Annotated in this window: 17 protein-coding genes; 11 read left to right on the forward strand and 6 right to left on the reverse strand. The window is 45.8% G+C overall.

The features are described from left to right. Positions 1 to 77 precede the first annotated feature (77 nt). From I2494_RS12845 to mutH, 4 genes are all read right to left on the reverse strand, one after another. Complete coding sequence (locus tag I2494_RS12845) at positions 78 to 2,618, reverse strand: fimbria/pilus outer membrane usher protein (RefSeq protein ID WP_218467243.1); 2,541 nt, start codon at positions 2,616 to 2,618, stop codon at positions 78 to 80. 92 nt (positions 2,619 to 2,710) lie between these two features. Beyond that, on the reverse strand, positions 2,711 to 3,451 hold the full coding sequence (locus tag I2494_RS12850; protein ID WP_218467099.1) for a fimbrial biogenesis chaperone: 741 nt from the start codon (positions 3,449 to 3,451) through the stop codon (positions 2,711 to 2,713). 99 nt (positions 3,452 to 3,550) lie between these two features. Further along, positions 3,551 to 4,084, reverse strand: coding sequence for a fimbrial protein (locus I2494_RS12855; RefSeq protein ID WP_218467098.1), 534 nt, complete (start codon positions 4,082 to 4,084; stop codon positions 3,551 to 3,553). 417 nt (positions 4,085 to 4,501) lie between these two features. Beyond that, complete coding sequence (gene mutH, locus I2494_RS12860) at positions 4,502 to 5,188, reverse strand: DNA mismatch repair endonuclease MutH (protein WP_218467097.1); 687 nt, start codon at positions 5,186 to 5,188, stop codon at positions 4,502 to 4,504. Positions 5,189 to 5,897: 709 nt separating this feature from the next. On the opposite strand from mutH, the gene rppH reads away from it, so the two are divergent. The 7 genes from rppH (at position 5,898) to I2494_RS12895 (ending at position 10,471) form a co-directional block, all read left to right on the forward strand. Next, a complete protein-coding gene (gene rppH, locus I2494_RS12865; protein ID WP_130590594.1) occupies positions 5,898 to 6,425 on the forward strand; it encodes an RNA pyrophosphohydrolase in 528 nt (175 codons plus the stop codon). A 235-nt stretch (positions 6,426 to 6,660) separates the two neighbouring features. Beyond that, a complete protein-coding gene (lgt, locus tag I2494_RS12870) occupies positions 6,661 to 7,539 on the forward strand; it encodes a prolipoprotein diacylglyceryl transferase (RefSeq protein WP_130590595.1) in 879 nt (292 codons plus the stop codon). A 7-nt stretch (positions 7,540 to 7,546) separates the two neighbouring features. Continuing rightward, a complete protein-coding gene (gene thyA / locus I2494_RS12875; protein ID WP_218467096.1) occupies positions 7,547 to 8,341 on the forward strand; it encodes a thymidylate synthase in 795 nt (264 codons plus the stop codon). Positions 8,342 to 8,534: 193 nt separating this feature from the next. After that, positions 8,535 to 9,053, forward strand: coding sequence for a prepilin-type N-terminal cleavage/methylation domain-containing protein (locus I2494_RS12880; protein ID WP_218467095.1), 519 nt, complete (start codon positions 8,535 to 8,537; stop codon positions 9,051 to 9,053). After that, entirely contained in the window at positions 9,047 to 9,652 is a 606-nt protein-coding gene (locus I2494_RS12885; RefSeq protein ID WP_218467094.1) for a prepilin peptidase-dependent protein, read from the forward strand. Before I2494_RS12880 ends, I2494_RS12885 begins: the two co-directional genes overlap by 7 nt. Before the next feature lies 1 nt (position 9,653). Next, entirely contained in the window at positions 9,654 to 10,127 is a 474-nt protein-coding gene (locus tag I2494_RS12890; RefSeq protein ID WP_228350949.1) for a YgdB family protein, read from the forward strand. Further along, entirely contained in the window at positions 10,115 to 10,471 is a 357-nt protein-coding gene (locus tag I2494_RS12895; RefSeq protein WP_218467092.1) for a prepilin-type N-terminal cleavage/methylation domain-containing protein, read from the forward strand. The genes I2494_RS12890 and I2494_RS12895 overlap by 13 nt, the downstream gene beginning before the upstream one ends. Positions 10,472 to 10,538: 67 nt before the next feature. Here the strand turns inward: I2494_RS12895 and I2494_RS12900 are convergent, their stop codons facing one another. Then, entirely contained in the window at positions 10,539 to 11,636 is a 1,098-nt protein-coding gene (locus I2494_RS12900; protein ID WP_218467091.1) for an NADH:flavin oxidoreductase/NADH oxidase, read from the reverse strand. A gap of 358 nt (positions 11,637 to 11,994) precedes the next feature. Between I2494_RS12900 and recC the strand changes: the two genes are divergently transcribed. The 4 genes from recC (at position 11,995) to recD (ending at position 23,813) form a co-directional block, all read left to right on the forward strand. After that, positions 11,995 to 15,375 carry an exodeoxyribonuclease V subunit gamma gene (gene recC / locus I2494_RS12905; protein WP_218467090.1) on the forward strand — a complete coding sequence of 1,127 codons (3,381 nt, stop codon included), beginning with the start codon at positions 11,995 to 11,997 and terminating at the stop codon, positions 15,373 to 15,375. 157 nt (positions 15,376 to 15,532) lie between these two features. Next, positions 15,533 to 18,412, forward strand: coding sequence for a pitrilysin (gene ptrA / locus I2494_RS12910; protein WP_218467089.1), 2,880 nt, complete (start codon positions 15,533 to 15,535; stop codon positions 18,410 to 18,412). A gap of 2 nt (positions 18,413 to 18,414) precedes the next feature. Next, positions 18,415 to 21,951 carry an exodeoxyribonuclease V subunit beta gene (gene recB, locus I2494_RS12915; RefSeq protein WP_218467088.1) on the forward strand — a complete coding sequence of 1,179 codons (3,537 nt, stop codon included), beginning with the start codon at positions 18,415 to 18,417 and terminating at the stop codon, positions 21,949 to 21,951. Further along, entirely contained in the window at positions 21,951 to 23,813 is a 1,863-nt protein-coding gene (recD, locus tag I2494_RS12920) for an exodeoxyribonuclease V subunit alpha (protein WP_218467087.1), read from the forward strand. The genes recB and recD overlap by 1 nt, the downstream gene beginning before the upstream one ends. A gap of 47 nt (positions 23,814 to 23,860) precedes the next feature. Here the strand turns inward: recD and I2494_RS12925 are convergent, their stop codons facing one another. Then, on the reverse strand, positions 23,861 to 24,832 hold the full coding sequence (locus I2494_RS12925; protein WP_218467086.1) for a siderophore ABC transporter substrate-binding protein: 972 nt from the start codon (positions 24,830 to 24,832) through the stop codon (positions 23,861 to 23,863). Positions 24,833 to 25,125 lie beyond the last annotated feature (293 nt).

Consider the following 25,125-nt stretch of genomic DNA (forward strand, 5'->3'; position numbering starts at 1 on the left):
CGCGACAGCAAAAAGTGGGGTGCTGGTAAATAGAGAGTGATGATTTTTCATAGTGGTTATTACTCTACTCAATTCTGTTATTGGCATTGACCGGTTAATACTATTAGCGGTTTGTCCGTATCTTGCTCCGACAGGTCATATTCTAATCTGCACTGTTGGCTGGGTTGTGTTCCCCAACGAACGATAAGATATCCATCGGTATTCTCTGAGCGGAGGTAAGCCTGATTGCCCTGACCGACCATACCAATAACCTTATCCTGTTGGTCATACACATCGGCTCCCATGGGAATAGGTTCACTTCCTTCAGGCTGCTGTATTGTGATTAGCAGGGCATACCCTGATACCGTTTTAAAATTCACTTTTACGGTGGCACCGGCATAAGGCGCAACGCGTTTTTGTGCATCTTGTAATTCGCTATGGCTGTCCATTCCTTCCGGATCCAGAGCAATAGTATTGTAGCGATAAGGGGTTAATGCCGGGACTAAAGCATAGCCAAAAGTATCAATTTTGGCGCCTTGTCCGCCCATTACTCTGGCTCCCTTAGCGCCTTTGGCTTCGACCAGAGCAAAGGTATCTCCAACATAGGGACCAAGAGTAAGACCTCCGCTATGTAATGCCATTGCCCCCTGAACAGAGCCTGAAGCTTGCCAGTAATCACTGGCGGTTGAGGCAGAAGCTCCCAGTGTGGCAACGGAACTGCGGGTCTGCAAGTTACCATTCCATACTGTCTGATGTTGGCGACTGTCAGTAGAGACATTCACACCATAGCTAATGTCTCGTTTTTCGCCCATGGTGCCGGATAACGAGGTTTGGTAAGCGGTTCCTGAATTACCGGAACGATTCAGTGTACCGGTAAGTATTGGCGTATAAGCGCTTCGCCCCAGCGGAATGGAGACAGAGAATGCGGTGTTAGTTTCAGAGGCGCTATTGTTATCATTTTGGCTGTAACCCTCGCTGTTAGCGTAGGGGTTATTATAGTAGCCACCGTTATGCGTTCGGGCGACCGACAGATTAAATGAAACACCATTCTGGAACACCTTGGAGTACCCCAGCTGTAGTTGCTTATCCCTGGCTTTTCCTCCTCGATAGTTTTGAGTTGAAGCGGAAAGATAGATATTGCCAGCCCAATCGAGAGACTGATTGATCGATCCTTCAAGGCGGGATTTCTGCATATAGGTTGATGACTGCCAGTCATCCCCCGATTTTTCGGCCTGGCGAACGCCCAGCACATCGTTTAATTCACGATAGCCATTGGTGGAGTACTGATACCCACCGATAGATAGCGTGGTGTTGGTTGGGCTGTAGGTTTTACTGTAGGAAAGATGAAGCATCCAGCCGGATTGGTCATTGCTATTTGGCAACTGAGCACGGGAATAGGTGGCATCAAAGCCAAATGCTCCTAACTGGCTGGTATAAACGCCCCCAAGCATGGTGGCCTGATAGCCATCCGCTAAACGAAATGCGCTGTTGGCGGTTATTGCGTTACTGATACCGCGGCGATAGCTGGCTTCACCAAACAGATCGCTATCCCCAACGTAACGAGTTTTTCCCACCACCAGAGAGTAGCGTGAAATATTTGGCCGCAGTGACTCGGCGACCGCAGAAAAAGGTACCCGAAATGTACTGACGCTGCCGTCGGCTTCCGTCACAGTAACGTCCAGATCTCCGGCGTAGTTGGTGGCATTTAAATCGTTAATCTCAAAAGGGCCCGGGGCCACCGTTGACTGGTAGATAATATTTTCACCCTGACGAATCACCACATTGGCATTGGTTTTAGCAATACCGTGTACCGACGGAGCATAGCCACGCTGTGATTCCGGCAGCATACGATCGTCAGAAGCCAGTTCAAGTCCACGATAACCTAAACCAGAAAAATAACGTCCGCTGGTAAAACCTTCACCAAGCATCATTTCACTACCTAATGGCTCTATCGCACGTTGTACATAGCGACGTGTTGTGGTGAAGCGACTTTCCTGACCGGTCTGATTGTTATAAAAAGATTGTTGACGGTAGCGCCATAATCCTAAGTTGGCACCGGCATTGATGTTAGCGTAGGTAGAGTCCAGATCGCTGGAGGTACTATTCTTATAGGCTACGTGATACTGATTCAGGCTATAGTTAACAAAACCGATGGTTTCTCCGCTGGAGAGAGAGTCCGGGCTAATATAGCCCCGTGGACGATGGCTCATTAATTTTTTCGGAATGCTTAAATTCAGACGTAATTCGGTAAACTGAAAATGGCTGCTGGCACCGTCAATTTGTTGCTCGGGAATAACACAGTCATTCTCATTGGTTGCATTCTGAGTATTTTCATCAATGGAGGAATCACGAACTCCGGTTTTGATTAGTAATTCTCTGGATAAACAGGGTAAAACTTTATTATTGTCCGTGCTGACAAAATTAACATTATTACTGCCGACAAATACGTTGTTGAGATAAATGTCTACCTGATACTGCCCCGGAACAATGCTTTCCACTTTATTGAAACGAGAGATGTCCGGTATTGCCAGATTACTGCCTTTAAGCAGGGATTCGTCAAAGCTGTATTCGTCATCACTAATATCGACCTGTGGCGTATTGGCACAGGATACAGGGGTATATGCCAGCCCTGTTATCATTGATAACAACAGACTATGTTGTTTGACCCGGTGAGCGTATTTGGTTAAATAATCCATCGTCTCGTCTCTACACTTCCTGTGTAGTTGGGCAATCAGAATTGATACTTGCCTTTGATTTCAACACCGTAGTCATTTACTAATTTATACTGGAGAACGGATGAGTTATTCACGTTAATGACTGATTTTATCGGCCAGGATATCTCTGATTTAGGGGCCACCATGGTGACATCAGGGACATTGACGGATTTACCGCCAGTGGTGATAGTAGCCTGAGTAAAATTAGCGTGATAGGCGGTTGGATTATTCACCACCAGATGCATTTTCCCCTGAATCTTTTTCACTGAAAAACCCAGTTCATCGCTAATTTTATCCGACGATCCGGGTAATGAATCGGGACGATAAAAAACCTTGAGTCGATTAGAGACTAAAAGGAGTAATTTGTTTTTATCTTTATCCGCTGACTTAACTGACGGAATTTGCTGAAAGTTAAAATAGAATACCGATTCGCGATCCTGTGGCAATCCTGCGCCAGTAAACATTAATCTAACGGCCTGGCCTGAGTTGGGTTCCATACGAAACACCTGTGGTGTGGCTACAAAAGGGGCATCGGCTGTGGATGGAGTTGAACGTGGGTTATTAATATCCAGCCAAATTTGTACCAGATTAGGATGAGGATCCTGATTGGTAAACTGCAACGTTTTTTCTTTAGCAGAAGCAGGATAGATGATGCGGTTACCATTCATGATAACGCTTGCATGACTATATTGGCTGATGACCAAGGCGCACAGTAATAATGCCTTGCTGCGCTTTAATAATCTGTAGAGTAACGACATTGCTTTGCTTCCTGTAAAGAAATATCACGCGATTAATTCCGGGGGAATCCTGTGAAAGTTATTCTCGTTCTTACCCCGGAATAAATATTTGACGGTTATTTATGGATAAGTAATAGCGTATTGGGCACTGGTAATCACGGAACCGGCAGAGACCGAGGTGCTCTCAGCATAGTATTGTGCCGTCAGCTCTTGAGATGTAGAGGTTGCACCACTGGCCAATGTCATTGCTGAGGTTGTAGCAAACCCGGAAGTGAAGTCCAGAGGGGTGGAACCATTGGCGTCGAGCAGATTAATGGAAACATCGGTAGCGCTACCGGTATTACCTAAGTTACCGTTAGCGGTCACGTTGTTAGCCAGAAAAACGGTTTTAATCGTTGTTGCCGTGCCTTCCGATGTACAACCTGTCAGGTTTACCGTGAATTTAGTTGCGCCAGCAGTGCCGCCCTGAACAGCTAATGCGCTGGCTGGAACCGTAGGCAATAAGATCATAGGGTTACTTGAAATACCATTGATATCAACAGTGCAGGTTTGAGTACTGACTTCACCTAAAAATTTGACCGTATTATTGGCACTGGCTGATGTTGCATAGGCGAGTGAAAGAGTCGTTAAAGCGATAAGCGTTGCTTTTTTCATATTTTAAGTCCTTTTACTTAGGTAGCTAATAGTTTGTTGATTAAATATGAGATAACTCTATTTTTAATAAATTAGAAATAAAGCTAATCTGTTTTTGAAAAAAACAAATCCTTCCCTTTAGCTGAACAGGGCATTAATCGCACAGTATATTTCAATAAACTATTGAGTTATTGGGGTATATGATGGTTTCATGGGAAATAATACACTATGGGTATGATGCTTTCTATATTTAATTTAATTATTCAAAGCGTTGTCATTGTATATTATTGTTTTTTATGTGATTAAATTTAATTTTGATATGACAAGAGTTTGTTAATCACCAGAAAGTGTTATTATCTAAGTGTTGCTCTGTCTTGTATTGATAAGGTTATTTTTATTTTAAATAATATTTAAGCTGGGTCATATATAAGTTGTTGCTTATATCTTAAAGTGTTTTGATAATAGTTTTGCAGTGAATTCTTTTTTCAAATAAAACCCGCGAGGCAGTGTACTGATAGGTTGGCCAAATTCACCAATGGCTTCTGTTAAGGCCCGGCTATTTGCGGCTTTGGGGCGTATTTGTAATATCTCCCCATGGCGAGCAGTTATTGATTCCACTTTACCTAATACAATTAAATCCATCAATTCTTCCCAGTCACGCCTCAGCTGTTGCTCTTCATGGCTATCCGGACTCCATAATAAAGCGGTACCAATACGGCGCTGAGCCAGAGGCTTGGTGCGTTCACCTTCCACCGGAACCCATAAAACGCGGCGCAGTTTCTTACGCAGATAGCTATTCTCCCAGGTAATACCAATATTACCAATAAGAGGAGCTACACAAACAAATGTCGTTTCCAACGGCTTACCTTGCGCATTAACCGGAATGGTTTTTAATTCCACGCCCAAATGCGGGAAATCTTGTTCTGCTTTGCTGCCAGCGCAGGCACCAAGATAGTGCTCCAGTAACATACCAACCCAGCCTTTGTCCCGCTTCAAGTTTTCAGGAATGGGTAATCCGGCAGCTTCTGCCAGCTCTTTCATGGTGTAACCTGCCAGAGCGAGAGCACGCTGATACAGCTGCTGTTCGCTATCAGGAGTATTCGGTGGCAGTGGATTGTTGTACATCAAAGGCCTATTTCTGTTTATTCAATTTTCTGTTCAATAATCAAACAATAATTTTCAGCAGATTTGTCAATCGTTAAATATCTGAGGATAACTATTATAATGACATGATTTATAAAATTATTTTTATTATTTGCTGACTAAGTTTATCTATCATATCGGAATTTATATGTGATAAGCCACCGACAGTGAACAGGATCTTACACTATGTTATCCACAGCTTCCTTGGATAACTATAAAAACACGGGGGAAGGGGGCTATTTTTTACCTTGACGAAACGATTTTTTTGCGCATAAGTCAGTATGTTGCTCAAGTTTTTATCATGTGCTGTGGATAAAAACAACGAAGGACATTTTTTGTTCATGAATAAACTGTTGGAAAGTATAACCGAGAAATAAATGATTTTTCCAGCTGTGTAAAACTCATTATCATATTGAAAATTAATGCATTAAATTGATTTTATTTATGTCAAAGAAAGTAGGGTTAAGAAAGTTCTACCCACATTGTTATCTGGTTCTTCACATAGATATCCACAGTAAAAGTGAATAACCTAATGACTGGCAACACATTTCTGTTCATAACTTTGTATGTTGTGTCAAGTTATTCTCAGGTTGATTATCACACCACAGACATAAAGCAGAGGTTTACCGCTTGTGCGTAGTATGAAACAATCAGACCATCTTTAAGATTTATGCTTATTTGAGGTAGTCCAGTGATCGATGATGATGGCTACCGCCCGAATGTTGGTATCGTAATTTGTAATAAACAAGGACAAGTTTTGTGGGCCAGACGTTTTGGTCAACATTCCTGGCAGTTTCCTCAGGGGGGAATAAATCCCGGAGAAACGCCAGAACAGGCAATGTACCGAGAGCTTTTCGAGGAAGTTGGACTGAGTCGGAAAGATGTGCGCATCCTGAGTTATACACGAAACTGGTTACGATATAAGTTACCTAAACGTTTGGTGCGTTGGGATACCAAGCCCGTTTGTATTGGTCAGAAGCAAAAATGGTTTTTGTTACAGCTATTAAGCAGTGAAGCAGATATCAACATGCAACGCAGTGGCACACCAGAGTTTGATGGCTGGCGCTGGGTTAGTTACTGGTATCCGGTTCGTCAGGTAGTCTCTTTTAAGCGTGATGTTTATCGTCGTGTGATGAAGGAGTTCTCACCGGTAGTGATGTTATTGCAGGAAGCAAAACCTCAGCGAACACATCCTCCCCATCGCCGTAAAAAGGGATGAGGGCAGGTGAATAAATTCGTTAGCCTCACAATTTTGTGGGGCTAATTTATTTTTAGCCTGATGGGATAAGCGTTTGTCAGTTGATATATTAAAAAGTAAATGAACGTGAATAACTTGCCTGTTCTGATGAATGTTTTCCCGGCTATGGTATGATAGCCAGATTCGAACTTATTTTAAGTCGGACAGTGTCAACTTAACCCCAATCCAATATTGAACTCGTACTAAATGGTGAGTGATGAACTCTAATTTTCTGGAATTTCCTAAATTTGACCCGGTCATTTTTTCTTTAGAACCAACATTACCCCTCTCTTTGCGCTGGTACGGCATGATGTATCTGATAGGGTTTGTTTTTGCTTTGTGGCTGGCAAATCGCCGGGCTAAGCAACCGGGTAGTGGTTGGACTAAAGATGAAGTAGAAACCATGTTGTATACCGGTTTCCTGGGGGTTTTTGTTGGTGGCCGATTAGGGTATGTCCTGTTTTATGACTTCCCCAGCTTTTTAGCAAATCCACTGTATCTGTTTAAAGTATGGGAAGGCGGCATGTCATTCCACGGCGGTTTGCTGGGAGTGATTGCAGTAATGTTCTGGTTTGCTCACCGTACTAAGCGTACTTTCTTCCAGGTTTCCGATTTTATTGCTCCGCTGATTCCATTTGGTTTAGGCGTGGGGCGCTTAGGTAACTTTATTAATGGCGAACTTTGGGGACGGGTAACGGACTTCTCCTGGGCCATGCGCTTCCCGACGTCAAGAGCAGCAGATCAATTATTTGCCGCTCAGAACCCTCAGTGGCTACCTTTTATGCAAGATGGGATGTTGCCACGTCACATGTCTCAACTGTACGAGATGTGTCTGGAGGGGATCGTGCTGTTTGTGATTCTGAACCTGTTTATACAGAAAAAACGTCCAATCGGCAGTGTGTCAGGCCTGTTCCTGATTGGTTATGGTTCATTCCGTTTCATCATTGAATTTTTCCGCCAGCCGGATGCTCAACTGGGGCTGTTTAGTAACTTCTTCAGTATGGGGCAATTACTCTCTTTACCAATGATCATTATCGGTATTCTGATGATGGTTTGGGCGTACCGCCGCCCGCAGACTTCGAAACAACAAGCATAGGATAACCATGAAACAGTATCTGGAATTAATGCAAAAAGTCCTGAATGAGGGCACAAATAAATCTGACCGCACCGGTACCGGTACGCTGTCGATCTTTGGTCATCAGATGCGTTTCAATTTGCAGGATGGTTTTCCGCTGGTGACCACTAAACGTTGCCATATTCGCTCTATTATTCATGAACTTTTATGGTTCCTGAAGGGTGAAACCAATGTTGCTTATCTGCATGAAAACAATGTCACTATTTGGGACGAGTGGGCAGATGAGAACGGCGATCTGGGGCCGGTTTATGGTAAGCAATGGCGTGCCTGGGGCGCGGCAGATGGCCGTCAGATTGATCAAATCACCAAAGTGGTTGAGCAACTGAAACAGGATCCGGACTCACGTCGTATTATTGTTTCTGCCTGGAACGTTGGCGAATTAGATCAAATGGCACTGGCACCTTGTCATGCTTTCTTCCAGTTCTATGTGGCGGACGGCAAGCTATCCTGTCAGCTGTATCAGCGTTCTTGTGATGTATTCCTGGGGTTACCATTTAATATCGCCAGCTATGCATTATTGGTTCATATGATGGCGCAGCAGTGCGATTTAGAAGTGGGTGATTTCGTCTGGACCGGTGGGGATACCCATCTGTATATGAACCATATGGAACAAACCCATTTACAGCTTAGCCGTGAGCCGCGTGCGTTGCCAAAACTGGTGATTAAGCGTAAGCCAGCCTCTATTTTTGATTATCAGTTTGATGATTTTGAGATTGAAGGTTATGACCCGCATCCAGGGATTAAGGCGCCGGTGGCGATTTAAGTAATAAATTAGTTTATCAATAATCTATCCCCGACATGGCAACTCCTGTCGGGGATTTTTTTATCCAATTTATTGCGATATGGACCGAAAATTTATTTAGCCATCATGTTGTTGCATTCATTTATCTGACGATCTCTCCCATCTTTCCTCTCTCCTTCTGTTGTCTTGTTTAAAGCCGTTTTACTGTTGCGTTATGAAACGATATTTACCTGACGGACAACGCGGAATGACGCTAATTGAAATCTTATTGGTTATCACCATTACGGCCATTCTCTCATCAACGGGAATTTCCAGCTGGCAAAACTATCGGCAACGTGCCGTATTAGAGCAAAGCAGTGCCGGGCTTTTGGCCTTTTTGACCAGAGTTCAGGCGTCAGCTAACTGGCGTAACCAAACTTATCTGTTACAGGTGGGCAAACAGGGAACCAGAGGCTGTGTTGCAGCCAATCAAACAAAACGAGAGGGGGAGTGTGATAGCGACAGTGGATTACGTTTTGTTTTACCGGAATCATTGCTCGATTTAGAGGTTAGCCATTCGGATATTGGTTTTGGTTTTTACGGCATACGGAATACCGCAGGTACCGGACATATTGTGGTATCCAATCCGGCAGGAAGAGTACGCGTTATTCTCTCCGCCAAAGGGCGATTGCGCCGCTGTAGTGAAAGCATCAATGGTCAACAACCGTATTTGCCGGGGATAGCCGCGTGTTAGCAGAAAACTCACAGGGCGGTTTTTCACTGGCAGAGATGCTGATGGCAATGTTGATTGGCAGCATGATGATAGTAAGCGTTGCCGCCATGTACCCTGCATTACAACGGCAAAGCTTGACGTTGTACCGGCTGTATCGTTTAGAGCAGTCCATGGAACAGGTGCTAATGGCGATAGCAAAGGACTTACGTCGGGCAGGATTTTTATTTAAGAATGGAAATGCACGGGTATCGGATGCGATTGTTATCAGTCAGCACGCCCAGTCAGCAACTGGCAGTTGTCTTATCATTCGTTATGACCTTAATCATAATGGCGTGATTGATTCAGTTGATTCCGCAACGGCAGAGCATTTTGCTTATCGCTGGCTGAATAACAGTATTGAGCAACACCGCAGTGCTAAAGATTGCCATGGCAACGGATGGGAGAGGTTATTCGATCCCGCTGAAATTGTTATTACCCATTTCTCTGTTCAACCAGAGGGTAATTTACGACATGGCTCCGGGGAAAATGCCGCCTATTATCTGATAATGCTGGAAGGGCACTGGAAACGTTGGCCATCAGTGAAACAGCGCTTGAGGTTAAGAGTTGGGGAAGTGCGTTAAGATGCTGAGGAACAGAAATACCCCAATGTTTAATCAACAAGGCTATAGCACCATTGTTATGGTTATGCTGCTGATGCTATTCGGTAGCTTAATGTTGAAAGGGCAGAGCGAACAATTGCTGGTTCAGGTGAAGATTTATGCGGACGAGCGGCGTTATTTTCGGGCTTATCATCAGGCTCTCTCTTCACTTTCCTGGGCGTTATCACAACGTTGGGCTGGACTAAGTAGTGAGTGGCAATGTCGTAAAATTGAAAATCATCACCTCTCATCCTGTATTCGACAGCTTAATGATGATGGTGACATTCTTGTTCGGGGTGAGGGAACGATGGGGAATAATCAGCCGCCACTGGTACTGTTTCAGTTAGCTGGCAGATTTGACACGTTGCCTTTTTCTGAGGGAATAAGGCTACAGCCATTCCCATACAGGAGAATAGACTTTTGTCCACTTAAGGCGCCAGCAGAATGCTCCCCTTAAATATGCCTCGACAGGGTGGGTTCAGCCTGTTGGAAGTACTGATTTCCATGTTGCTATTTTCGATTACCATTATGGGGCTATTGCGTTATCAGCAGGTACTATTGGCTCAATTTAATCTCTATACCGATAACCAATATGCATGGCGACTGGCCGCTCAGGCATTAGAGATTTATCCTGAACTCATTGAACAAGAATCAAAACTTAAATCAGGGCAATGGCATTTGAATGTTGTGACAACGTCCATGGGAAATGGCTGCCAGAAAATGACGGCTCAAGTGATTATGTCTGGAAAGCAAAGTGTAGAACTGGAGAAGTGGCAGTGTAATGAGCCGGTTAATCCATAGTGGCCGATTTTGTTAACCGCTTTCATCATGGGGCTAATCATGAATGATGAAAGCGGCCAGGGATGTATTAATCGTCAGTAAACAGCCCTTTCACTCGATGAGGCTGAGAGCGCCAATACTGTTTGGGTACGCTAACCTGCGCACCCAGTGCTGCAGCGGCATGCCATGGCCAGTGTGGGTTATATAAAATGCCTCGGGCCAGCGCGACCATATCGGCTTCACCGGTGGCAATAATGGCTTCTGCCTGCTCTGGTTCAGTTATCAGACCTACGGCGATGGTTGGCATTCCTACCTCAGCTTTAATTTGACGGGCAAAGGGAACCTGATAGTTAGGGCTAAGTGGAATGTGCTGTTGGGCCGAGAGTCCACCGCTGGATACGTGAATATAGTCACAGCCCAGCGCTTTCAGTTGATGACAAAGCGTCAGTGACTGTTGCAGATCCCAACCATTCTCTACCCAGTCACTGGCAGAAATTCGTACGCCAACGGCTTTATTGGCCGGCAGTACTTTACGAATCGCGGAGAAAACTTCCAGCGTCAGGCGCATACGATTTTCCAGTGAACCGCCATATTCATCCTCACGGTGATTTGAAATAGGCGATAAGAACTCATGTAGCAAATAGCCGTGGGCGGCATGGATTTCGATGACATCAAACCCTAGTTTATCGGCTCGCTTAGCCGAGTGGGCGAATGAAGCAATGATAGAAGCAATACGCTCCTGAGTCAGCGCTTTTGGTTGAGCAGACTGCTTATCAAATGGAATAGCGGAAGGAGCCACCGGCTGCCAGCCACCATTTTCTGGTGTTACTGCCGGGCCCGGTTGCCAGGGCGCTGGCATTGATGCTTTTCGACCGGCGTGAGCCAGCTGGATACCCAATGGCATAGCAGAATACTTCTTCACCGCCTGTACGGTGGTGGCTAAAGCCTGCTCTGTTTCATCGTTCCATAGTCCGAGGTCGCCGGGAGAGATACGCCCCTCTGGTTCAACCGCAGTGGCTTCAACAATCAATAATCCGGAGCCAGAAAAGGCTAACTGACCAAGATGAATGGTATGCCATTCTGTTGCTTTACCATCTACCGCAGAATATTGGCACATTGGCGCAATGATAATACGGTTAGGTAATATCACCGGGCCCAGTTTTATTGGGGTAAATAATTGGCTCATGTCTGATTCCTCCGGATACGCGAAATAATCTATGCAACAAAATGATTTTTCGATAACGCTCGAAATTTGTTAATTATCATCGTGCAGTCAATGTTCGCTGATAGCATGATTGGTAAGTACGCTAACTAATATAGCAGCACCAATCAGATGAAGGGCAATGGTTCGTGCTATGGTTTAGGGGACGGTGGCTTATATCTGTAGTAACTTACTGATTGGTTGTATAAACAGGTCGTTATCTATTGTCCGCTTTACACCATCAGCAAGAAGATTGAGAATTGTGCCCTGTAAATGATGATATCAATAATATTAACCCGATTTTTTAACCAAAACGGGGCGTTACACAACTTCAGGAGCCCGGATGTTTACGGTTTACCACTCAAACCAACTTGATCTGCTAAAAACGCTGACAACCGCGTTGATTGCGGGTAAACCGTTATCGAATCCCTTTGAACAAGAGATTATTTTGGTTCAAAGCCACGGGATGGCGCAATGGCTACAAATTGAGCTGGCAACTGAGTTAGGTATTGCGGCGAATATTGAGTTTCCTCTACCGGCATCGTTTATCTGGCAGATGTTTCAACAGGTTTTACCTGGTATTCCGAAAGAAAGCGCATTCAGTAAAGATGCCATGACCTGGAAGCTGATGTGGCTATTGCCTTCAATGTTGGAACAGCCCGAGTTTATCGCATTATCGCAATATTTAAGTGACGATGATGACCTGCGTAAGTGCCATCAGTTAGCGGGACGTATTGCAGACTTGTTTGACCAGTATTTAGTTTATCGACCTGAATGGCTGCGCAGTTGGGAGCAGCATGAGCTGGTTGACGGTTTAAATGAAGCTCAGATCTGGCAGGCACCGCTCTGGCGTGCCTTAACGGAATATACTCATGCTTTACAGCAGCCGGGCTGGCATCGGGCAAATTTGTATCAACGCTTTATTGATACCCTTAATCACCCGGATTTTTCCGCAGATAAGCTTCCTTCCCGGGTATTTATCTGCGGAATTTCTGCGCTTCCCCCGGTGTATTTACAAGCATTACAGGCGTTGGGGCAACACATTGATATTCATCTGATGTTTACCAATCCCTGTCGTTACTATTGGGGTGATATTCAGGATTATGCTTTTCTGGCTAAACTTCAGGCTCGCCAGCGAAATAGAATAAATAACACACAGAATACCGCGCTATTTCGTCATCCTGACCGGGCAGGTTCGTTGTTTGATGAACAGGGCAATCAACAGCTAAGTAATCCGCTATTGGCTAGTTGGGGCAAACTTGGGCGCGATAACCTCTATTTGTTGGCACAACTGGATAAAATGCAGGAAGTTGATGCTTTTGTTGATATCGAACAGAAACGATTACTGCATCGCATTCAGCGAGATATTCTCCAACTGGAAGATCGCGCTCTGGTGATCAACAGCCCGAACTCTCCGCTGAATAGTCAGGATAAACAGTTACTCGATCCTAACGATCGTTCCGTAAGCGTTCACGTTTGTCATAGTGCCCAGCGAGAAGTGGAGGTTCTGTACGATCAACTGTTAGCCATGCTGGATGATGATCCCGCCCTGACGCTGAGGGATATCATTGTGATGGTGGCGGATATCGATAACTATACGCCATATGTTGAGGCCGTTTTCGGTAATGCTCCAACAGAGCGTTATTTGCCTTATGCCATTTCCGATCGCAGTGCCAGCCAGACACACCCAGTTCTCAGTGCATTTTTGATGCTGCTGGACTTACCTGAAAGTCGTTTTAGTGCAGAAGATATCCTGACTTTGCTGGAAGTACCTGCATTGGCTCAACGTTTTCAGATTGATGAAGATGGGTTACGTGTATTAAGGCAATGGGTTGAAGAGGCAGGTATTCGTTGGGGGCTGGATGATGACATGGTTAGCGATTTTGACTTACCGCCAACGGGGCAACATACCTGGCGCTTTGGTCTGACTCGTATGTTATTAGGTTATGCGATGGATAGTCAGAGTGGCGACTATCAGGGCATTCTGCCTTACGATGAGCCCAGTGGTCTTATTGCTGTTTTGGCCGGACAACTGGCTGAATTTCTGATGCAGCTCTCCATCTGGCGTAAGCGACTGATGGAATCTCACACTTTAGCGGAGTGGCTGCCTTACTGTCATGAGCTGACTGAGGCATTTTTTATTACCGATTTAGAGACGGAGCCGGTATTGGCTCTGATCGAACAACAGTGGCAAAAGCAAATTGGTTTTGGTCTGGAGGCTAACTATAGCCAGGAAATTCCATTAACCGTTTTAAAAGATGATTTGGCTTCACGACTGGATAATGAACGCATTAGCCAGCGGTTTTTAGCCGGTTCGATAAACTTTTGTACTCTGATGCCTATGCGCTCCATTCCTTTTAAAGTGGTATGCCTGCTGGGAATGAATGATGGTGTTTATCCTCGAACATTGCCTCCGCTGGGTTTTGACTTAATGGCAGAGCAACCGCGTAAAGGGGATCGTAGCCGGCGTGATGATGACCGCTATCTGTTCCTTGAGGCTTTATTATCAGCTCAGCAAAAACTGTATATCAGCTACATTGGTCAATCTATTCAGGATAACAGCCCTCGCTATCCTTCGGTTCTGGTAACGGAGTTACTGGAATATATCTCCCAAAGTCATGTACTGGCAGACGATGTGGGCAGCGATCTGGAGGAGAGCGCGGAGGCAGTATATCAACACTTGCAGTGTCACCACGCTCGAGTCCCCTTTAGTGAGCAAAATTTTATCGCGGGTAGTGAACAGCAGAGTTATGCCAGCGAATGGTTACCGGCCGCAGAACGACGAGGAGTGGCTCATGGTGAGTTTGGGCAGGCGCTGGATGAGCTGGTATTGGAACAGGTTGAACTGGACGAGCTACGTCGTTTTTACCGTAACCCGGTAAGGGCATTTTTTCAGCAACGATTGAATGTGAGCTTTACGTTAGATGAACCCGAACTTCCGGATGAAGAGCCATTTTTAGTAGAAAATCTGCAACGTTACCAACTTAATACTTTATTGCTTAACAGCCTTATTGAAGAAAAAGATCCCGAATTGCTGTTTGCTCGCTTTCGTTCAGCAGGTACTTTGCCGTTTGGCGCTTTCGGTGAACTATTCTGGCAGGGGCAGATGCAGGATATGACCGAACTGGCGGAACGGATAAAACAGCAAAAATTGCCTTTTGACAATATTGAGTTTGAAAAGCAAATCGAGGGTATCACCGTCAGCGGTTGGCTAAATCAGGTGCAACAAGATGGTTTGTTACGTTGGCGACCGGCTAAATTGACGGTGGCCGATGGTATATCGCTTTGGCTGGAACATTTGATTTATTGCATGAGCGGCGGTCAGGGTGAAAGTCGAATGTATGGCCGCGATGGAAGCGAGTGGCGTTTTGCCTCATTCAATGAGGAAGAGGCAGAAAAGCATCTCTCTGAGTGGCTGAAAGGATATCGACAGGGGTTGAGTTCGCCTCTGTTATTGTTACCGAAGAGTGCGTGGGCCTGGCTGGAAAGTTGCTATGATGTATCTGCTGGTCAAATCTGTTGGGATGAACCAACACAGCAAAAAGCCAGACAAAAGCTGATTCAGACGTGGCAAGGTGGCCCGCAGGTTAGCGGAGAGGGAGAAGACCCTTATTTGATGCGGTTGTTCAGAGTACTGGACGACAAACATTATCAACGAATTATTAGCGACAGTCAGCCCTATTTACTAACGTTAATGCGTTATCGGTTAGAAAAATCTGACTAAAAAAGTGAACCCTCAGCGACCGGACTGTCCAATTCATAGTTGGACGGTAGTGGACAGAGGAGCAAGTTTTGCCTGATGCGTGGGGCAGGTGCAACGATCCGCGATGTTGTCCATTGTCTGTATTGGTTGTTATTAGGTCATTCCAGAAGGAAATTTAATGCGTAAGTTACAGGCCTGGATCGCAGGCACCATACTGATGTTGTCTTGTTGGGCTCCTCTGGCGTTTGCGGCTCAGGGGTGGCAGCCATTGCCTGAGGAAATACAAAAGAGTGCGGGAGATGCTCGTGAGTATCAGGCGATTAAATTAAATAATGGCATGACGGTACTATTGGTATCTGACAGTCTGGCCAGCAAATCGCTGGCGGCTCTGGCTTTACCGGTCGGCTCTCTGGAAGATCCTGACAGTCAGTTGGGATTGGCTCACTATTTGGAACATATGGTTTTGATGGGTTCAAAGCGTTACCCGGAACCGGACAGTATCTCTGAATTTCTTAAGAAGCACGGTGGCAGCCATAATGCCAGCACCGCTTCTTACCGCACGGCGTTTTATCTCGAAGTAGAAAATGATGCACTGGCACCGGCTGTTGATCGCCTGGCTGATGCTATTGCTGAACCTTTATTGGATCCGGTATACGCCGATCGTGAGCGTAATGCGGTGAATGCAGAGTTAACGATGGCGCGTTCGCGTGATGGTATGCGCATGGGGCAAGTAGGTTCAGAAACATTAAACCCGGCTCATCCAACATCACGTTTTTCCGGTGGTAATCTGGAAACACTCAAAGATAAGCCGGGGAGCAAGTTGCAGGATGAACTGAAAGCTTTTTATCAGCGTTACTATTCAGCCAATCTGATGGTAGGGGTTTTATATGGTAACCAGTCTTTGGCGGATTTAGCTAAACTGGCAAACGATACCTATGGCCGAATCAGTAATCACAATGCGACAGTTCCGGCGATTACCGTACCGGCGGCTACTGAGAAAGAGAAAGGGCTTATCATTCATTATGTGCCCGCTCAGCCGCGTAAACAGCTGCGTATTGAATTTCGTATTGCTAACAATGTGGCGGAGTTTCGCAGCAAAACCGATACCTATATCAGTTATTTAATTGGTAATCGCAGTGAGAATACTCTGTCAGACTGGTTGCGTAAGCAAGGGCTGGCCGACAGCATCGGTGCAGGCGTTAACCCGGTAGTTGATCGTAACGGCGGTGTATTTAGTATTGGTATTTCATTAACGGATAAAGGGCAAGCTAATCGCGATAAGGTGATTGCAGCGGTGTTTGATTATCTGAAAATGATTCGCCAGGAAGGTATTCGCAAAGACTACTTTGATGAAATCGCCCATGTACTAAAACTGGATTTCCGCTATCCATCAATTACCCGAGATATGGATTATGTCGAGTGGTTATCCGATAGCATGTTGAATATTCCAATTCAAAATATTCTGGACTCTGACTATCTGGCGGATAAATACGATCCAAAAGCCATTGCTGCTCGTCTGGATGAAATGACGCCAGAGGCCGCACGGATATGGTTTATCAGCCCGGATGAGCCTAATAATAAGACCGCCTATTTCGTTGAGGCACCCTATCAGGTCGATCGGATAAAGCCTGAGCAAATCGAACGCTGGAAAGCGCAAGAGAAGCAAATTACCTTAAGTCTCCCGGCGTTGAACCCGTATATTCCGGATAATTTTAATCTGGTGGCGGAAAATAAAGCTAAAACGCCTCAGTTAGTCTTAAATGAGGCCAATAATCGAGCCTGGTATATTCCAAGTACATACTTTGTGGACGATCCTAAAGTCAATGTCACGCTGGCGTTACGTAATGCTAAAGCGCAGGACAGTGCTCGTAATCAGGTGATGTTTGCTTTAACAGACTATTTGTCAGAGCAAGCCTTATCTCAATTGAGCTATCAGGCTTCTGTTGGCGGGATCAGCTTCTCTTCTTCAGCTAATAACGGTTTACAGTTTTCAGCATCAGGTTTCAGTCAGCATTTGCCTCGCCTGATGAGTGCCTTACTGGAACAATACCGCAATTTTACTGTAACGCCGGAAGAGCTGGAACAGGCCAAGTCGTGGTATCGCGATCAGATGGAGGCAGCAGAAAAAGGCAAAGCTTATGAGCTGGCACTGCAACCGGTCAGAGCGATTTCTCAGGTTCCTTACACTGAACGTAATGAGCGCCGTAAGCTGATGTCCGCTATTACAGTTGACGATATTATTCAATACCGCAATCAACTGCTGACAAACAGTTCTCCGGAAATGTTTGTGCTGGGTGATATGACTCAGGAGCAGGTGAAAACCATGGCATTAAACATCAGTAAACAACTGGGGTGTCAGGGTTCCGGCTGGTGGCATGGTCAGAATGTGGTGGTTGAAAAAAACCAACAGGCTAATTTGATGAAAGCGGGCAGTAGTACCGATTCGGCGCTGGCGGCGGTATATATTCCTGATGGTTATGATGAAGTGCAAAGCATGGCTCGCAGCAGCCTGTTAACCCAGATCATTCAGCCGTGGTTTTATAATCAATTAAGAACGGAAGAGCAGTTGGGCTATGCGGTGTTTGCTTTTCCAATGACCGTTGGTCGCCAATGGGGAGTAGGGTTCTTGCTGCAAAGTAATAATCAAACGCCGGCTCATTTGGAAGAGCGTTATCTGAATTTCTATCAATTGGCAGATAAGAAACTTTCAGCTCTTAGTGATAAAGATTTTAATCAATATCGTCAGGCGTTAATTAATGAGCTGGAACAGCGCCCACAAACCATGGATGAAGAGACGGCTCTGTATCTTAATGATTTCAGTCGCGGTAATGACCGTTTTGATACGCGTAAAAAAGTATTGGAACAGGTGAAAAAACTGACTAAACAAGATATCCAAACCTTCTATCAGCAGGCCGTGATGGAGCGTAAAGGGCTGGCAGTATTGTCCCAAATCATGGGGCAGGGCGATCTGAAAACGCAATACGCAGAATTAAAAGGTTGGGATGTGTATAAAGACGCTTCATCGCTACAAAAAACGTTACCGGTGAAGGTTCAGTGATAATGACGGTTACACAGCCTTTAAGGTTAGATCCACTCACGCTCCCTCTGTTTGGGGAGCGTTTAATTGAAGCATCGGCAGGAACGGGGAAAACCTATACTCTGGCGGTGCTTTATCTGCGTTTATTATTGGGATTAGGGCAAGAGGCCGCTTACCCTCGTAAACTCTCGGTGGAAGAAATATTGGTTGTAACTTTTACCGAAGCTGCAACAGAAGAGCTGCGTAACCGTATTCGGGATAATATTCATCGTTTACGTATTGCCTGTATTCGTAACGACAGCAGCGATCCGCTGCTGTCGCAATTGCTGTCCGAGTTAGCGGATAAAGAAGAAGCTGGTGACCTGTTACTGGCGGCTGAACGCCAAATGGATGAGGCGGCAATTTATACCATTCACGGTTTTTGTCAGCGTATGCTGAGCCATAATGCCTTTGAATCAGGCGTTTTGTTTGAGCAATCGCTAATTGAAGATGAACTTCCTTTAAGACGTCAGGCTGTAGCTGATTTCTGGCGTCGTCACTGTTATCCTTTACCATTGCCAGTTGCGCAGGCGATAAGCGCTGAGTGGAGTGGCCCTGAGCGTTTACTTGCTGATGTGATGCCCTATTTGCATGGGGAGGCTCCCCAACTACGCCAGCCACCCTCTCAGGATGATATTCTGTTGCGGCACCAGCAGATTATTGAGCGTATTGAGGCTTTGAAACAGCAGTGGCGAGAGGCGTTTTCCGGGCTGGAGTCGTTAATCAGTCAATCAGGGGTGGATAAACGCAGTTACAGTACCAAACACTTGCCTAACTGGTTGCAAAAAGTAAATTTGTGGGCAGAGCAGGAGACTCAGGATTATACGCTACCCAAAGAGCTGAATAATTTCCGCCAATCGGTGCTGTATGAAAAAACCAAAAAAGGGGAAGCGCCGGTTGCTCCCTTATTTACTGCCGTTGATTTGCTCTATTCTGAGCCATTAACCCTGCGTGATTTGATTTTGTCAAAAGCCATAAGCGAAGTTCGTCGTTCGGTTCAGCAAGAGAAACGCCGACGCGCTGAAATGGGGTTTGATGACCTGCTGAGTCGGTTAGACTCTGCTTTACAACGCCCTGGAGCAGAGGCCTTAGCCCACGCCATCAGGCAGCGTTATCCGGTAGCCATGATTGATGAGTTTCAGGATACCGACCCACAGCAGTATCGTATATTCCATAAGTTGTATGGTGGTCGTGAAGATACCGGATTACTACTGATAGGGGATCCTAAACAGGCGATTTATGCTTTTCGTGGCGCGGATATATTTACCTATATGCAGGCCAGAAATGAAGTAAGTAACCACTACACCATGGAGACTAACTGGCGTTCTTCTGCATCGATGGTGAGTTCGGTTAATCACCTGTTTCAACAGTTGCCTGCACCTTTTATTTTCCAACAAATTCCTTTTATGCCGGTTAATGCGGCAGAAAAAAATCAACACTTACGTTTTGAATTGGATGGCGATAGCCAGCCTGCCGTTTCTCTGTGGCTACAGCCGGGAGAAAGTTGCGGTCTTAATGAGTATCAACAGTTTATGGCTCGTTGCTGTGCGGTACAAATTAGAGACTGGTTAACGGCGGGGCAACAACAGCGAGCATGGTTAGTGAGTGCTACGCAACGTCAACCGGTAGTAGCTGCCGATATTGCAATTTTAGTTCGCACCGGTAAAGAAGCATCACTGGTGAGGGATGCTTTAAGCGCTTTAGGCATACCTTCTGTCTATTTATCCAATCGAGAGAGTGTGTTTACCACACCAGAAGCGAAAGACGTTCTGTGGCTATTACAGGCGGTTTTAGCTCCGGAAAAAGAGAGAACGCTGCGCAGTGCTTTAGCCAGCAGTTTGTTGGGGTTGGATGCTCGTCAGATTGATGATATCAATCAGAATGAACGAGAGTGGGACAGGTTGGTAGACGAGTTCAGTAGCTATCGTCAGGTTTGGCTAAAACGTGGCGTTTTACCCATGTTGCGAGAGGTGATGTCACGGCGACAGCTGGCGGAGAATCTGCTGGTGACGCTGGGTGGTGAACGTCGCTTAACTGACATTATGCATATTGGTGAACTGTTACAGGAAGCCTCATTAAAGCTGGAGAGTGAACACTCATTGGTTCGTTGGTTAGCGCAGCAGATTACTCAACCAAACGATCGTTCAGACAGTCAACAGCTGAGGCTGGAAAGCGATCGTAACCTGGTGCGGGTGGTCACTATTCATAAATCCAAGGGATTAGAGTATCCATTGGTCTGGCTGCCTTTTATTTGTGGTTTTCGCCAGCAGAATCAGGCGCTTTATCACGATCGTGAGACGTTTTCAGCTATGCTGGACTTGCAACAAAGTGAGGATTCGCTAACGCTGGCAGACGAGGAGCGTCTGGCTGAGGATCTGCGTTTACTTTATGTCGCCATCACTCGTTCTGTCTATCATTGTAGTATTGGTGTAACGCCGCTTTATTCTGGAAACCGGCGGCAGGGAAATTCGGATTTGCACCGTAGTGCTATGGGGTATTTGTTGCAGCGGGGGCAACCCGGTAACGCTGCTTTTCTGGCTGATGCGTTGCAGATATTGGAACAACATGATGGTATTCAGCTCTATCCGGCAGCAGAGATGGATGCAGCGCTATGGCAGGATAAGACATTACAACCAGATCTCCTGACTGCCCGGACTTTTAGCGGTCATCGGCAAAACAGCTGGCGTGTTACCAGCTATTCAGGTTTGCAGCAGCAGGGTGCTTCTCATCATTATGATTTACTGCCGCGTTTCGATACTGATGCCGCAGGAGAAAAGGGTGAGAGCTTACAGCCGTTGTTATCTCCACATACTTTTCCGAAAGGCGCAGCGCCAGGAACCTTTCTGCATGACCTGCTGGAAAATGTTGATTTTACCCAACCAATAAACAGCGATGAGCTAAATGAAAAAGTGTTGTTACAGGGGTTAGAAAGCCTCTGGACACCAGTTTTACAGCAGTGGTTAGAGACGATCCTTTCTTCGCCGTTAGATGAGCAGGGGATCTGCTTAAAAGATATTTCAGCAACCAATCGTCAGGCTGAACTCCAGTTTTATCTCCCCATTGGCCCCCTGTTACAGGCAGATCGTTTAGACGCATTGGTTAAACATTATGATCCACTGTCTGCCCGTTGCCCTGAGTTAGTTTTCCGACAGGTTCAGGGGATGTTAAAAGGATTTATCGACCTGGTGTTTTGCTGGCAGGGGCGCTATTACTTGTTGGACTATAAATCTAACTGGTTGGGGGAAAGTGCTGAATTCTACACCCCACAGGCAATGGCTGATGCCATGTGCGATCATCGTTACGATCTCCAGTATCAACTTTATTCGCTGGCACTTCATCGTTACTTACGTCACCGTATTACTGATTATGATTATCAACGCCATTTTGGTGGAGTGTTCTATCTTTTTCTGCGTGGAATTGAGAAGGATAAGCTCGGGCAAGGCGTTTTTCACTGTCGGCCAGAGTGGGCGTTGGTGGACGGGTTAGACCGTTTATTTAGCGGTCAGGAGGAGCTTGTCTGATGTTTAGCCTGTTGCAAAAAGCAGTGGATGCATCCCTTTTAAGACCTCTGGATATTCAGTTGGCCCGTTTATTAGCCGGAGATAATCCTTGTCTGGCGCTGCTTATTGCTTGTTTGAGCGCTGAAACCGGAGCGGGTCATGTATGTCTGTTTTTACGCCATTTTAACCAGGCGACGCTGTTTGATGGTCGACATACTGAGCTGGCGGCTGACATTTGGCATCAGGCCGGAAATCCACAGTTTGCCGATTTACTTCTGGCGTTGGAGTCTGCGCCTGCGGTTACTCATGGTGATTTGCCTGCACCGTTGGTTTTGCAACATGAGCGGCTTTACCTGCAACGAATGTGGCGGGATGAAGGGGTCATTTCCAATTTCTTTTTATGCCAGAGTGAGATATCCGATAGCCTGACACCACAAGCCATTAATGTTTTGCGCCTCACATTAGATGAATATTTTCCACCTACGACTGATGATATTAACTGGCAAAAGGTCGCCGCAGCCGTTGCGGTAACCCGTCAGGTATCGATTATTTCAGGCGGGCCGGGAACCGGGAAAACCACTACTGTTGCGAGATTACTGGCGGTACTGCTACAGCTCTCTGGCGAGAAGCGTTTGCGTATTGCTCTGGCGGCACCCACCGGAAAAGCCGCGGCGAGATTAACCGAGTCGTTGGGGCAAGCCATTCAAGGGCTATCGTTGTCGGATAATTGGCGCCAGCAAATGCCAACGGAGGCTTCTACTCTCCATCGTTTATTGGGGGTTCAGTCTAATAGTCGTCGTTTACGCTATCACAAAGATAATCCACTGCATCTCGATGTGCTGATCGTAGATGAGGCTTCAATGGTTGACTTGCCCATGATGGCTCGTTTAATCGAAGCTTTGCCAGAACATGCCCGTCTGATTTTGTTAGGGGACAGAGACCAATTGGCTTCTGTTGAAGCCGGTGCAGTATTGGGTGATATCTGCCGCTTTGCGGAGCAAGGCTACAGCCGACAGCGTGCTGATGAATTATCAAACCTGACGGGGTTCAATATTTCTGCAATGGATTTACCACAGCCGGTCGCCGTCAGGGATAATTTATGTCTTTTGAAGAAGAGTTATCGTTTCCACCAACACTCCGGCATTGGCCAACTGGCGTTAGCGGTTAATCAGGGTGAGGGAAGAGCCGCCATTAGCTGCTTTAGTCAGGACTATAGCGATTTAGGATGGTTTTCGGTTAAAACGCCAGAGGATTATCTGTATCTATTGGAAGTCTGTGTTGATGGTTATCGGGACTATCTCAGTCAGATTAGATCTGGCCGGCCTCGGGATATTCTGGCGCGATTTAACCAGTTTCGTTTGCTGTGTGCATTACGCAGCGGCCCATTTGGGGTTGAAGGGCTGAATATTCGTATTGAACAGGCTTTGCATAGCAAACGGATGATTAACAAATCGAGTGATAGTAGCGGAGTATGGTATCCGGGGCGTCCGGTCATGATTAACCGAAATGACAGCTCGTTAGGTTTGTATAACGGTGATATTGGTATTGCATTAATGACGACAGAAGGTGAGATGAGAGTATATTTTCAGCTTCCGGATGGTTCATTAAAAGCGATACAGCCCAGTCGTTTACCTGATTGTGAAACCGCCTATGTCATGACGGTGCATAAGTCTCAGGGCTCAGAGTTTGACCATACGGTGCTGGTATTGCCGGATACCTTTACGCCTTTACTCAGTCGGGAGCTGGTGTATACCGCAATTACCCGTGCACGTCAGAAATTAACGCTGTTTGCCAATGAGAATATTCTGTTATCAGCGGTAGCTACTCCGACAGAGCGTCATAGTGGGTTAGCTGAACGTTTGCAGGGCGATGATTGCCCGTAGCATAAGAGAACAGTCATGGCCGGTATTGACCGGCCATGAGATGAACATTATTGAATTGCGGTATTAATCTCGTCAATTTGTAAGCTTAAACTCTCCAGTCCGCCGCCGGATAAATACCATAAATCAGGCTTGAGGTAGACAATTTTGCCTTTACGGAACGCGTTAGTTTGCTTAATTTTCTCATTTTCCATCAGGCTACGATCCATTTTCCCTTCACCAATGGCTTCATTACGATCGACAATAAAGATGATGTCAGGATTTTTTTCCAGTAAATAATCCGGAGTTCCTGCCTGACGCTCTTCACCCAAACTGACATCGGCTTTTTTAACCCCTAACACCTGATGAATAATGCTGGCATAGCCATTAGTTGCAGAGGCGGAAAGTTTTCCGTTGTAATGCACCAGTACGATAGCACTTTGGCCCGAGGCTTCAGCTTTCTTTCTGGATTCGGCAATTTTCTTATCCAGCACGGCTAAGCCATTTTCTGCCTGTTCAGTTTTGCCAAAGATCTGTCCGAGAGTGAGTACATTTTTCTTAAACGAGTCCAGATAGAGTTTGTTATTGAGGCTTAAATTCAGAGTTGGTGCAATCTCACTTAATGATTCGTAAGATTTTCCCTGGCGGCCGGTAATAATAATTAGTTCAGGATTTAAGTGCTTAATCGCTTCCAGATCGGGCTGTTTCATACTGCCGGCGTTGGTCATGTTTTCGTTAGTATATTTCGACAGATAGGCAGGAATATTTTTGGTTGGCAGAGCGCGGATCGCCGTTACACCTAATGCATCTAAGGTATCCAGCGTACCAAAATCAAATGCAACAACGTTATTTGGATTTTTATGCACTTCGGTCATTCCCTGCGGGTGGTTGACCTTAATGGTATTGGCTTCTGGTTCAGCGGTTGGCTGCGGCGGGGTTTGGGTTGCGACAGGTGTTATCGCATCACCGGTTGCTGATTTCTGGTCACAACCCACCAGTGTAGTTAGCAGCGTAGCAGCCAGCAAAGATAAGATTCTTTTCATTATATAACCTTTCTATTCGTCAGGATAATCAGAGGGATAGCTTTATGACTATGCAGAGTGTACCTGATATGAATGCGTGGCATCAATGTAAATGAGTATTATTATCAAATGAATGTTTAATTAGTTATGTAAAGAGTGTAGTTGAAAGAGGAGATGATTGATGTTTTATCCCTGGAATTAGCCAATTGTCGGGAACGGCGGACATGGGAGTCGTCCTGGCTAAAGTTAACGATAAACAGGAAAAGCCTGTTTGAGACTGATGACAAACTTAATCATATTGATGACAAAATCTG

This window comes from Limnobaculum allomyrinae (assembly GCF_016649425.1).
GTDB lineage: Bacteria > Pseudomonadota > Gammaproteobacteria > Enterobacterales > Enterobacteriaceae > Limnobaculum > Limnobaculum allomyrinae.

Bases quoted from the DNA above. Each gene is read 5' to 3' on its own strand.
- mutH (WP_218467097.1), bottom strand. From the start codon at position 5,188: ATGTACAACAATCCACTGCCACCGAATACTCCTGATAGCGAACAGCAG.
- recC (WP_218467090.1), top strand. From the start codon at position 11,995: ATGTTTACGGTTTACCACTCAAACCAACTTGATCTGCTAAAAACGCTG.
- lgt (WP_130590595.1), top strand. From the start codon at position 6,661: ATGAACTCTAATTTTCTGGAATTTCCTAAATTTGACCCGGTCATTTTT.
- I2494_RS12895 (WP_218467092.1), top strand. From the start codon at position 10,115: ATGCTCCCCTTAAATATGCCTCGACAGGGTGGGTTCAGCCTGTTGGAA.
- recD (WP_218467087.1), top strand. From the start codon at position 21,951: ATGTTTAGCCTGTTGCAAAAAGCAGTGGATGCATCCCTTTTAAGACCT.
- I2494_RS12880 (WP_218467095.1), top strand. From the start codon at position 8,535: ATGAAACGATATTTACCTGACGGACAACGCGGAATGACGCTAATTGAA.
- ptrA (WP_218467089.1), top strand. From the start codon at position 15,533: ATGCGTAAGTTACAGGCCTGGATCGCAGGCACCATACTGATGTTGTCT.
- I2494_RS12855 (WP_218467098.1), bottom strand. From the start codon at position 4,084: ATGAAAAAAGCAACGCTTATCGCTTTAACGACTCTTTCACTCGCCTAT.
- recB (WP_218467088.1), top strand. From the start codon at position 18,415: ATGACGGTTACACAGCCTTTAAGGTTAGATCCACTCACGCTCCCTCTG.
- I2494_RS12925 (WP_218467086.1), bottom strand. From the start codon at position 24,832: ATGAAAAGAATCTTATCTTTGCTGGCTGCTACGCTGCTAACTACACTG.
- thyA (WP_218467096.1), top strand. From the start codon at position 7,547: ATGAAACAGTATCTGGAATTAATGCAAAAAGTCCTGAATGAGGGCACA.
- I2494_RS12845 (WP_218467243.1), bottom strand. From the start codon at position 2,618: ATGATAACAGGGCTGGCATATACCCCTGTATCCTGTGCCAATACGCCA.
- I2494_RS12900 (WP_218467091.1), bottom strand. From the start codon at position 11,636: ATGAGCCAATTATTTACCCCAATAAAACTGGGCCCGGTGATATTACCT.
- I2494_RS12890 (WP_228350949.1), top strand. From the start codon at position 9,654: ATGCTGAGGAACAGAAATACCCCAATGTTTAATCAACAAGGCTATAGC.
- I2494_RS12850 (WP_218467099.1), bottom strand. From the start codon at position 3,451: ATGTCGTTACTCTACAGATTATTAAAGCGCAGCAAGGCATTATTACTG.